Below are 11,987 nucleotides of genomic sequence, written 5' to 3'. Positions count from 1 at the left end.
ATGATACATCAACTAGAAATGGCCATATGGCTAGCCGTAGCATCTCTTGGATTTGCTGTTTTATTTAATGTTCCTAAAAGAACTTTAGTTGTAATTGCATTACTTAGTTCTTTAGGAGGTTCTTGTAAACTAATTTTAATCAATTATAACATTCATATTGTAATTGCTACTTTTTTTGGGGCTTTACTTATTGGATTGTTAAGCATTCCTGCTGCGCACAATAAGCATACACCACCGTTGGTTTTTTCTATACCTGCTGTAATCCCTATGATTCCTGGTGCTTTTGCCTATAAAGCTATGTTGGGGTTTATAAAACTTACCGAAAACACTAGTCAAACAGCCTATGATATTGCTTTAAACGAAACGATTAGTAATGGAATAATAGCAGCCTTTATCTTGTTAGCTCTTACGGCTGGAGTTTCTTTCCCTATGCTTATTAGTAGAAAAGAATCTATAAAAACAATGAAACTAAAGTAATCCTCTATTTTTTAACCAACAAAACCTGTTCTTTTTCCAACACTAGGTAGCCTTCATCGTAACAATAAAAATATTGATTGCCTGTTTTGGTCGTATAAATTGATGTAAAAAGGTTAAAGTAAAATCCTTTTTCATCTAAAACAGTTTTAGACACTTTTGTTTTTCCGGTTGTATTTAACTCACACAGTATTTTATAATTCTTTTTAAGTGCATTGTTAATATTCCTAACCAAGCTTTTGTTCCCTACCTCTAACTTATTGTTAAACGCATTTCTACAATGATCGTTGCAAAACTTTTTGTCTGATCTTCCTATCACTTTTTCTCCACACTCTAAACACTCTTTTACTTCCATAATTTTTAATTATATATCAAATATACAAAACCGATTGTAAACGACTACAACCGTTTACATCCGAAAACAACTACTTAGCAACCGATTAAAACTTTGATCACTTCTCATCTTTGCACTGTTGAATACCAACAATTATAAATCTTTTAAAAAAAACGTTATGAGTAATTTAAGAAACAAAGTACAGTTAATTGGACATTTAGGTGCAGCACCTACTATGAAAACATTTGGTAAAGATCAAAAAGTAGCGAATTTTTCTTTGGCCACTAAAGAAACATTTTACACCAAAGACGGAGAGCGTAAAGAGGATACACAATGGCATAATTTGGTTTGTTGGAACAAAACTGCAGAAATTGCCAATCAATATTTAGACAAAGGAAGTCAGATTGCTATTGAGGGAAAAATATCTACTGATGAATGGGAAGACAAAGATGGAAACAAACGCTATACTACCAAAATTATGGTTAGTGAATTGATGATGTTAGGGAGTAAGTAGGAACTACTATAAACAAAAAACGCTTTGATTATATATAAATCAAAGCGTTTTTTATGATGTTTAGAAACGTTTACATTAAGTCAAACCCAATGTCTTTTCTATAATTCATTTTATCAAACTTAATTTTATCAATTGTTTTGTATGATTTTGCCAATGCAGAAGGAATATCATCACCAAAAGAAGTAACCGCCAATACACGACCTCCGTTAGTTACTATATTTCCGTCTTTTAATGTTGTACCTGCATGGTAAACAATAGAATCTTGTTCGTTTTCTGTTCCTGTGATCACATATCCTTTGTCATACGCTTCAGGATATCCACCAGCAACTACAACTACTGTAGTAGCCGTTCTAGGATCTACCTCATAAGATTTAGAAGCTAATGTTTGATTACCAACTCCTTCAAATAAATCTAACAAGTCCGAAGTAATACGTGGCAACACCGCTTCTGTTTCTGGATCTCCCATACGCACGTTGTACTCAATTACAAACGGCTCTCCATCGATATTCATTAATCCAATAAAAATGAAACCTCTGTAATCTATTCCATCTTTTTGCAAACCATCAACGGTTGGTTTTACTACTTTTTCTTCTACTTTGGCTAAAAAAGCATCATCTGCAAAAGGGACTGGAGAAATAGCTCCCATACCTCCTGTATTTAATCCTGTATCTCCTTCTCCAATTCTTTTGTAATCTTTAGCAGATGGTAAAACTTTATAATCTTTTCCGTCTGTTAATACAAAAACAGACAATTCAATTCCGTCTAAATACTCTTCTATGACTACTTTAGAAGATGCTGCACCAAATTTTTCATTGGTTAACATATCTGCTAATTCATCTTTAGCTTCTTGTAGGTTGTCTATAATTAAAACTCCTTTTCCAGCAGCCAATCCATCTGCTTTTAACACAAACGGTGGTTTTAAAGTTTCTAAAAATGCTTGTCCTTCTGTTACTGTTTCTTTGGTAAAAGCTTGGTATTTTGCTGTAGGAACTCCATGCTTAAACATAAACTTTTTAGAAAATTCTTTAGAACCTTCTAACTCAGCACCATCTTTTTTAGGTCCAATAACAGGAATACCTTTTAAGTCATTGTCTGCCAAAAAGAAATCGTGAACACCTGCAACTAAAGGAGCTTCAGGTCCCACCACTACCATTTCAATATTGTTTTCTAAAACCGTTTTTTTTACGGCAGCAAAATCTGTAGGATCTATAGCAACATTGGTAGCAATACTAGCAGTACCTGCATTTCCAGGTGCTATAAACAATTTTGATAATTTTTTACTTTCTGCTAATTTTTTTGCAAATGCGTGTTCTCTACCTCCAGAACCTAAAATAAGAATATTCATCTTTTATTTACCTTTTCCTTTTATTACTACCAATACGGTTAGTAATATTATTTTAATATCAGTCCACAAAGATAAGTTATCTAAATAAACTAAATCGTACCGAGCTCTAATTTTCATTTGAGCAAATGTATCTGCATATCCAAAACGAATTTGCCCTAACGAAGTAATCCCTGGTCTTAATCTTTGTAAGCAAGAATACGTTGGTATTTCTTTAAGAATATTATCTAAAAACTCTTGTCTTTCGGGTCTTGGTCCCACAACACTCATGTCTCCTTTTAAAACATTTAAAAACTGAGGAAATTCATCAATTCTATATTTACGAAGTATTTTTCCTAGTTTGGTAATTCTGTGAGTTTCTTCATCGGACAACAATGGATCGTTTACAGGAGGAAAACCTTTCATAGTTCTAAACTTATATATATTAAACAATTTTCCTTTTCGCCCTACTCTTTTCTGAAAAAAGAAAGGTTTTTCACCTGTTGTTGCAAAAATTAAAACAGCAACAATTGGAACCAACCAACTTAACACGGTGATTAGAATAATAAAAGAAAACAGAATATCGAATATTCGTTTAAACATGAATTTGTTAACTATTAAATATTTGTTCAATAATGGCCTCGGTAATAGCGTATGTTGGAACAACTCCTTTCATACCCAAACCTCCAGATGCTAATGTACTTCCGGAATGCAATGGATTGTCGGATGCGTAATAGGCATATCTTACTTTTACATTTTTGGAAATATGATTTCTTATTTTTGAAGCTATTTGAATAGCTTTTTGGTAATGTGCACCTTCCATTTCTAACCCTATAGATTCCCAAGTAGTACTTTTAAAATAATTAAGGATGAACTTATTTTGTAATGAAGTTCCTAACACTGTAATCATATTCCCTGTAAAAGTTTTCAAATTTAATTTTTTGAATTGATTTTCATCTAATTCATTGATAAAAAAATAATTATCTGCTGTTCCCTCAGAAATATGAGCTGTTGGAATCATAATATCTCCTTTATCTCCGTACAGAATCCCTGCTTTTCCCATGATAGAAATAGATTGTACATCTAGCTTTATGACCTCTTCTTCTTTGTGATTGTAAGGTTTTAACAATTCATCCATAGTTTCGTATGCTTGTTCTCCAAAAGCATAATCCATTACAACTACTACAGGAGCTTTTTCATGTTTAGAAAAATAACTAACGTCTATAATTTGAACATCTATATTAGCTCCAGAGCTATCATCTACCTCTGTAAGACCATTTTTTAAAGCATATTCTATAACTTGTTTTCTTTCTTTTGTAGCTGTTACATTACTTAGCTTTTTATACAATTCAAAATTATTATTTCCTTTGTATTTTAAAGCTTCTTTTGCATATAAAACATTTAAAACCGAGTGCATATTAGAACTTATAATGTGTATAGGTCTGTTGAGCATCCCTTTGTTGTACAGCACATTTTTTATGTTTTTTGCCCAAATAGTTCCGTACACATGTTTTCCTACTTGATCTATTAAAGCATCGCTAAAACGAATCAATCTATATTCATTATCAATCCTTTCTTTAGCTGCTAAATTCCCCAACCAATAAATAATATCAAAAAACCTATCTTGATTTTTTTCTGTAGAAAGTTCGTAATATATTGTTTTAACCTCATCAAAACCTCTACCTAATAAATTAGATAAATACACAAATAACACTCCTCTGTCTTCTTGAGAAATTTCTTCTTCGGACAGTACTAAAGCTTCTAATTTTTCCCATTCGTGGGACACTTCTGATTTGTACCCAACAAACATTCTATTTAATAGTTTATGAGACTCTAAATACATAAATGTTAAATGGGTAAGCACATCATAAATATCGGAACGACCTCGGGTAATTTCAATATTCATTTGTTCCTTATCAATTCTATAACAATTACGTCTTCTTTTAGGCGGAACTATTTTATGAAAATGAGCCTCGTCTAGTCCTTCTGTAGCTGTAAGATTTATAAAACGACAGGTTTCTATGCCTTTAGGTAACCTATCTAAAACATATAGCAATCCTTGTAGTTCAAACTTTTTAGGGTCGGCTATAGAACCATATATTTCTGGTTGTAATTCTAAAAGTGCGTTTCTTAACGATTGACCAGATAAGCCCATTGGCTTGTAGTGGCCTCTATTAAACAAATGCAACATGGTAATGTACATTGTTTCTATAGCTCTTTTAGATTTTTGTGCGTGTAATTTTTCTTGTCTGTCCATATGCGCTATGGAAGGTAACAATTCTAATTAAGAATTAGAAGAAGGTGTTAAAGATTTAAACTTTAAGAACAGTTTTTTTAACTTAGACTCCACCTGTAGATAGTTTGGCATTTTAGGTTGCATGTAAATAAACATGATATTATAAACTGCATCTTGATTCTCAAAAAACTCATGTTGATGTAATCTATAAGCTTCTCTTAGCAATCTTTTGATTTTATTTCTGTGTACAGCAAGTTTAAAATTTCTTTTAGGTACAGAAAATGCAACTTTTGTAATTTGTTCTTGATCTTTGGGAACAGGTAAATAAATCATTTTTATAGGAAATTCCTTTACAGATTGTCCTTCTATAAACAATTGTGCTATTGCTTTTCTACTCTTTAATTTTTGATTTTTACCTAACGTGAATTTCATACGCTGCAAAAATAAGCAAACAATAGGCTACAAACCTTCTTTTAAAAAGAATATGCTACTGCAGCTACCAAATTTCTTCCGGGAGCGCTAATAGAAGAACCAAATTCTTTGTAATGAATATCAAAAATGTTTTGTAATTGAAGTTGAAGTTTTAAATAATTTGTAATTCTATAATTAGAACTTAAACCTACTATTTGCCAGGCTGGAGTTCCTTCTTCATTAGGTGTTTCATCTAAATTATCTATTCCCTCAATTATATTATAATCACTTAATTTTTTAGCTAAAGACATTCTGTAATTAAGAATAACATCATATTTTGATTTGTACCAACCTAACGATGCATTGCTAAACATTGGAGGAATAGATGATAATGGCTGATGCGTATCATAAGATTTTCCTTGGGTATAAGTAATACTCATATGACACTTTAGATGGTTTGCAATTTCAGCTTGCATTCCAAAGGTTCCTCCATAAATATAGGCTTGTCCTTGATTGGTATTTGCTAAAATCGCTTCGTTTTCAAACACGTCTCCATCGTAATTAATTGTGGTTCCAAATTCTGATGATGTAGCTCTTGCTATATAATTATCTAATAAGGTATAATAAGTGTTGATATTTAATTTTAATCGTTTGTCAAACAAACATTTATCGTAACCAGCCTCTAAACTATACAAGTGTTCTGGTTTTAATTTTGTATTGGGAACTGTTAGTTTTCCTGATTTTGATCTTATTTTACCAACATCGTCAACATTAGGTGCTCTAAACCCTTTGGATAAAACAACACTTATTTTATCGTTATTTTTAGGTCTGTGAATGTAGCCTATAGAACCCGTTAAAGCTGTGTTTTGTAATTTAATAGCATTATCTGGAATGGCTATAGCTACATTGTTATTCCAATTTGCTTTTAACAACGTATTGGTTAATCTAACCCCTAGGTTTAACGTGTTTTTTTTGTCTAATAATTGTCTATAAGATGTATATATTGCTGCACTACTATAGGTACTTCCTCCATCAGGATAACGAGTATCCGCATTAAAATTTGATTGAACCCCTAGAATTTTATTGCCATTAACCGCTAGTGTTTCTCCTTTTGCTGTTGAATTTACATCATTGTGAACCAACTCTATTCCATAAAACAATTTTCTATTTCCGTCTTTTGTTAATAGTTTGTAAAAATCACTATTTAAAGAATAAACATCTACTGCTTCAAACCTAGATGTTCTGTCTAAAGAATTCATTTGTCTGTTAATTCTAGACTCTAAAATATTTTGATAAGCCAGTGTAATACTTCCATTTTGCAGCAAAGATTTATAATCTTTAAATTTCGTTTGAGCTGAAACTAAAACACGTTGCTGTGGTCCATAATACCATTCAGCAAACTTTAAATCCCCTCCTTTTTCATCATTTAATTTTCCAAAATTTGGAATGTCACTAGATTTGCTAAACTGACCATTTAAAACAACATCAATAGCATCGTTAATAGGTAATTTAAATTTTTGTAAAATATCTAACTGATGATATCCTGTGTTTTTCTGAATGTTTGGATTCTTGTTTTCAGAACTTGTTGGATAATATTTATTATCTGTGTTTTGCGAATATTTATAAACTTTTCCCCAATCATCATACCCATGAGTTCTGTTTTTTCCCATTTTTAAATCGTCAAAACTACTATAAGAAATATTGGAAAAAGAAGCCCATTTTTTATGAGAAGATGAAGATGAAAAAGCAACCGTTTGTTCATTATTTACAGTACTGTGTCTGTAAAAAACTTCATTTTTATTGTACAATTTAGTGCTATAATTTAAGCTTTTTGTGTAATAATGAATCACACCTCCCAAAGCATCAGAACCATACGCTACAGAGGTAGGTCCAAAAACAACCTCAGCTCTTTCTATAGCAAACGGACTTACTGTTATTGAATTTTGTAAGTGACCATTTCTATAAATAGCATTGTTCATTCTAACACCATCTACCACCAAAAGTACTCTGTTAGATTCCATACCTCTAATTACCGGAGATCCCCCACCAAACTGAGATTTTTGCACCCTAACCCCGGGTGTATTTGCCAACATATCTGCAGATGTTTGTGGTGATAAATTCTCTATTTCTTTTTTGGTTATAATTTCTATTTTCTCGGGAATTCTTTGTTTTTTTTCGGCAACTCTAGCTACCGAAAGCACAACACTTTGCAAACCTTCATACCTAGGTTTTAACAAAATTTCTTTATCAATATCTTGTCCCAATACCGTTAGCTCACAATAATCTTTATGTTTAAAAATAAATGTTGATGTTGCGTTTTTTAAAGAAACTTGTACCTCTCCACTGGCATTAGATATTTTAGTTTTTTGATTGTCTACATCAAACACTTCTACCCCCTCTATTCTTTCTTGAGTATAAGAATCTATTACTCTAATTTTTTGCGAAAATGAGCTAATAGAAATTAACAAAAAGGCTACTAAAATTCTAAACATTATTCCAATACTTTTGATAAGATATCTAAAGATTTTGGTCTTCGAAAAGAGACCATATGAAGTTGGTAATATTTTAACCAAAGATCTAAAATAATGGTTCTTTGATTTTTATTAAACAACGTCTTGTTTAATCTATCAAATTTTATGCCTAATGCTTTGTTAAAAAGATCTAGTTGCTCTCCTTGAATTACGTTTGCTCCTTGATGATTTACGTATTTACCCTCTAACAAATCAAAAAACAAACTACTTTCTTTGTTTGTTTCATCTGGATAAAACCCAAGAGATTTTGTTAATTCTATGATAAATTTTAAATGAAAATTGGCTACTTGATCGTGGTAATCTAACCAAACGATTGCGTTTTCTAAAAAATCAAACAACACATCATTTTCTCCTTCTTCTTCTTTTAATACTGTTGTTAAAAATTCGGATAGAAAAAAAACAATTGACTGTTTTAATAGGTCGACATGCAGCGTTTTAAAAGGATGTAAAATTTTGGCTTCGCTAATTCTATTTAAACTTCCTTTGTTGTTATGAGAAGCATTAATTTGTAATATGGATAAAGGAAAAAACTGAGATTTATTTATTTTTGCTTTCTTTTTGCTTAAAATTCCTTGAAGCAAATACGTTTTAATTCCTTCTGTATACGTATAACACTTTACAATTAAACTAGTGTCCCCATACTTTACAGAGCTTATTACAATTGCTTTTGTGGCTACTTGCATTAATTTACGATGGCAATTTTTGTGGTTGTATTTTCTGTTCCATCAGCATTAGATAATAAAACAATATAAATACCTGAGGCCACGGAATTTCCTCTTAAATTTTTTTTATTCCAAACTATTCTACCTCCTTGAGAATCTCCGCTATCTGATACATTTGTTTCAAAAACCAACCTTCCGGAAACATCCATAATTTTCACATTGGTTCCATCAGGAATTCCGTTACCGTCTTTGGCTACAATAGTAATTTTTTCATGACCAACTTGGTTTCTAATCGCAGGATTAGGATAAGCAATAACAGAGGTAATACTAGTTCCAAAAGGTTCTGAGTTATTAGTATATACTAAAACTCCTTTATCTGTTACCATATAAATTGAACCAGTATCTTCATCCAACTCTAAATCAATAACATTGTCTGATAACAATGGAGAATTGGTTATATTAAAAATATTAAATGTAGTTTGTCCATCAGATGATACATTAAAAATACCCGCTCCATCTGTCGCAATCCATTTACTACCGGCTTTATCTATAATAATATCATTTATTTTTGTGTTTCCTAGCAATTCACTAGGAACCCCAGATTCTTCTATAATAATTTTACTTGCTGCACCTTTTGTTTTACTATATAAATTTTCATAATCGTCAAAAACAAGCAAACCAATATCTGTTCCTATCCAAACCTTATCATTGTTATCAACAACAACTGCTCTAACCATTTTTGATGGTAAATTCCCACTGTCACTTAGCTCATTAATAGCTGTAATTTTATTATCAGAATTATCTATAGATAAATTTTGATCGTATGTTTCTTTAAAAACATATAATCCGTTGGCAGACGTACCCGCAAAAATATTTCCGTCGTTATGCACATACATATTATTCATTCTAACATCTAATCTATTTGCATAAGAAGAGTAATCTATTAAAGCTTCCCAAGTTTCACTTTTAAAATTATAGCTGCTAAAGTTTTTATTTTCTTTAGCGTAAGTGTTAGGCACCCATAGTTTATCATTATTGTCTATAATTAGATAAGGTATAATAGGCTCTGAAGTTGCACCAGAACCTGCAAGTCCATTGTCTGTTGTTTTATCTGTCCATTTATCTGTTGTTTTCCATAGTTTAGACTTTTCATCAAATGACAATACATTTACACCATTAAAATAAGATGCAAGGTATATTTTTGAGGAATCAAAAGGGTTTACTTCTATTTTAATTATATCACGAGCATTGAACTCTGAATAAGGAATGGAATACCATTGATTGTTATAAAAACCCGATATTCCTACTGTTTTTCCTCCAAAGTTATAGATATTGTTATAGCTTCCGTAGGAAATCCATAAATCTCCTTTTCTGGCTGTTATAGAAAAAGTATCATTCCTACTAGGTCCTTCAGGGTGAATTTCGGTATATAGATTATTATCTGATATTTTTGTTGATAAAATACCATTAGTTGTTGTTGCAACGTAAAAATTATTTTTATCATATAGAGTTTTACTCGCAGTAAACGTATGACTTAAGGATTGACTGAAATCTAATTCCGTTAAAGCATTAAAATCATTTATAGTATATATTTTAATTCTTTTAGAACTACTAACTGTTATTTGATTTACAGTATCTGTTTTATCTAAATTAATAATTGTTTCAGGAAAACTTATACTGTTATCATTGGGGGAGTTTATATTTCTAACCACATTTTCTTTATAAAAATAAAGAGCAGTGTCTACCATTAAAAGACCAGTAATATTTCCTGTACTAATTTGTGTCCAATTTGAAAACTTATTAGGGCTAACTTGCGATGTTTTTGATACATTAATGCTATATAGTCCGTCAATAGTGGCAGCGTATAAATTGTCATTATACACACTTACAGCATTTACCTCTAGTGGAGATTCTGAATTAGACAATTTATACGAATCTCCAAATTCTTTATTTTCTATATCAAACTCTAAAATTCCAAAGCTACCATAAACGTATGTTTTATCTCCATCATTATAAAAACCGTTAACCTTTTTATTAACTAAAATTATGTTTTGATTAATTCCTGTTACAGGATATACATCTTGGTTTGTATCCAATATATCAATCAAACCATTTTCATAACCAATAAAAACACTTTCTGAATTCTCGTCAAAAAACACTGTTGAAGTTTTAGCTCCTGACAAACCATTAATAGATGATTTTTTTTGAATTTCTTGGTTTTTAAGATTGTAAATAAACATTGCGTTTTCGGTAACAGCGTATATAATATCTGTTTGAATTACAAAATCTATAATTTCGTTATAAGAAAATAAATCTTCCCATTGACTAGAGTAGTCTTTTTGTGCTATTAAATTTATACTCCAAAATAAAATTAATATACTTATTACTTTCTTCATTACTTATCTTCTTGTATTGTTAAAAAACTATCCAAAACCCTTTCTCCAATTTCGTATAGTAATATATCTGGTGCTTCGTCTAAAATTATTTTTTCATCAAAACAATGATTGTATACAAATACAACCTCTTTAAAAGTTGCTCTAAAGTAATGTATTAAAGAACTTGAAAAAGAATCTCTTAATAAAAGTATTTTTTGTTGATTAAGTGCATTTGGATTTATATACCTTTTTTCATACGAGTCTTTGCTTAACCTATGATAATAAGGGACTTTTATTTTTTTAACTCCTTTTTTACCTATATTATTTTTTAAGATAACTTCTGGTCTTATTTCTTTTTCATTTTCGTTTAAAATACCACTAATGTCTCCAACTTTTGATCCATTATAAGTTATTGATAAAATATCACTATTTGTTAAACTTTTAAGGTTTTTATTATTCACCTTAATCATTTCCATCATTTTTAAGTACCCTTCAAAAGCCCCTATGTGATTCCAATGTGTGTCTTTTTTAAAATATATTTGATTCTTTTTTTTTGCCTTATTTAAACTAGCTCTCAAATCTATTGTAGCAGGATAAATTTCTATAAATTGATCTAGTTTTGTTTTGTTTTGCTTTATTTTATAAGGTAAATACTCTTTATAAATTGTGTGTTTTCCTGGCACGACACATATATACAATTGTATATTTTTAGTTGTACACCAACTTTTAATAATGTTTAAATTTTTATTTATTTTATAAATTTCTTCTTTATTAAAAACCAACTCTCCTTTGGCTTCAGAAAAAGCATCATTATAATTATTTCCTAAAAACAACCAATTTTCTTTACCATATATTACTTTATTGTTACTAGGACTTTCGTTTAAAGGATCACTTATTTTATTCTTATATAAGTTATACAATATGAATTTTGTTCCGTAATTATCTTTATAAAAATTCTTTAAGTCTATTATAGTTTTTTTTATATCTCGTAACGAACTTACATTGAATGATGTTAACTCTCTATTTTCATCTTTTTTAAAAGAATCTTCAAAACTTGTAAACATAAGAACTGTTGGAGCTAGCAACATTAACATAAAACAAGAAATAAGTACAATTTTACCTTTCATTT

Annotated in this window: 11 protein-coding genes; 2 read left to right on the top strand and 9 right to left on the bottom strand. The window is 30.4% G+C overall.

The window, feature by feature from the left end; genetic code table 11:
• Positions 1-477, top strand: a complete 477-nt coding sequence (locus FHR24_RS01630) for a threonine/serine exporter family protein (RefSeq protein ID WP_167182921.1) — start codon at positions 1-3, stop codon at positions 475-477.
• Positions 478-481: 4 nt separating this feature from the next.
• On the opposite strand, the gene FHR24_RS01625 is transcribed toward FHR24_RS01630, so the two are convergent.
• Positions 482-829, bottom strand: a complete 348-nt coding sequence (locus FHR24_RS01625) for a hypothetical protein (protein ID WP_167182918.1) — start codon at positions 827-829, stop codon at positions 482-484.
• A 157-nt stretch (positions 830-986) separates the two neighbouring features.
• On the opposite strand from FHR24_RS01625, the gene FHR24_RS01620 reads away from it, so the two are divergent.
• Entirely contained in the window at positions 987-1,322 is a 336-nt protein-coding gene (locus FHR24_RS01620; RefSeq protein WP_167182915.1) for a single-stranded DNA-binding protein, read from the top strand.
• Between the two features lie 70 nt (positions 1,323-1,392).
• Here FHR24_RS01620 and purD read toward each other — a convergent pair whose 3' ends face one another.
• Genes purD through FHR24_RS01580 form a run of 8 tightly spaced genes read right to left on the bottom strand, consistent with a single transcriptional unit; the run spans position 1,393 to position 11,985 of the window.
• Positions 1,393-2,667: a phosphoribosylamine--glycine ligase gene (gene purD, locus FHR24_RS01615; RefSeq protein ID WP_167182912.1), complete on the bottom strand. Its 1,275-nt coding sequence runs from the start codon at positions 2,665-2,667 to the stop codon at positions 1,393-1,395.
• Between the two features lie 3 nt (positions 2,668-2,670).
• Positions 2,671-3,246 (bottom strand): sugar transferase, encoded by a 576-nt coding sequence (locus FHR24_RS01610; protein WP_167182909.1) that lies wholly within the window; start codon positions 3,244-3,246, stop codon positions 2,671-2,673.
• 7 nt (positions 3,247-3,253) lie between these two features.
• Positions 3,254-4,900 (bottom strand): DUF6909 family protein, encoded by a 1,647-nt coding sequence (locus tag FHR24_RS01605; RefSeq protein ID WP_167182906.1) that lies wholly within the window; start codon positions 4,898-4,900, stop codon positions 3,254-3,256.
• Positions 4,901-4,927: 27 nt separating this feature from the next.
• The gene (gene rnpA / locus FHR24_RS01600) at positions 4,928-5,311 is read right to left on the bottom strand and encodes a ribonuclease P protein component (protein ID WP_167182903.1); all 384 of its coding nucleotides are present in this window, start codon (positions 5,309-5,311) and stop codon (positions 4,928-4,930) included.
• Between the two features lie 41 nt (positions 5,312-5,352).
• A complete protein-coding gene (locus FHR24_RS01595; protein WP_167182900.1) occupies positions 5,353-7,782 on the bottom strand; it encodes a TonB-dependent receptor plug domain-containing protein in 2,430 nt (809 codons plus the stop codon).
• Positions 7,782-8,504, bottom strand: a complete 723-nt coding sequence (recO, locus tag FHR24_RS01590) for a DNA repair protein RecO (RefSeq protein WP_167182897.1) — start codon at positions 8,502-8,504, stop codon at positions 7,782-7,784. Before recO ends, FHR24_RS01595 begins: the two co-directional genes overlap by 1 nt.
• The gene (gene porZ / locus FHR24_RS01585; RefSeq protein ID WP_167182894.1) at positions 8,504-10,879 is read right to left on the bottom strand and encodes a type IX secretion system anionic LPS delivery protein PorZ; all 2,376 of its coding nucleotides are present in this window, start codon (positions 10,877-10,879) and stop codon (positions 8,504-8,506) included. The genes recO and porZ overlap by 1 nt, the downstream gene beginning before the upstream one ends.
• Positions 10,879-11,985 (bottom strand): alginate O-acetyltransferase AlgX-related protein, encoded by a 1,107-nt coding sequence (locus FHR24_RS01580; RefSeq protein ID WP_167182891.1) that lies wholly within the window; start codon positions 11,983-11,985, stop codon positions 10,879-10,881. The genes porZ and FHR24_RS01580 overlap by 1 nt, the downstream gene beginning before the upstream one ends.
• Positions 11,986-11,987 lie beyond the last annotated feature (2 nt).

The sequence above is a fragment of the Wenyingzhuangia heitensis genome, from assembly GCF_011762155.1.
In the GTDB taxonomy this organism is placed as follows: Bacteria; Bacteroidota; Bacteroidia; order Flavobacteriales; family Flavobacteriaceae; genus Wenyingzhuangia; species Wenyingzhuangia heitensis.
The sequence above is the reverse complement of the archived record's forward strand: the minus strand, read 5'-3'. Positions and strand labels throughout refer to the sequence as shown.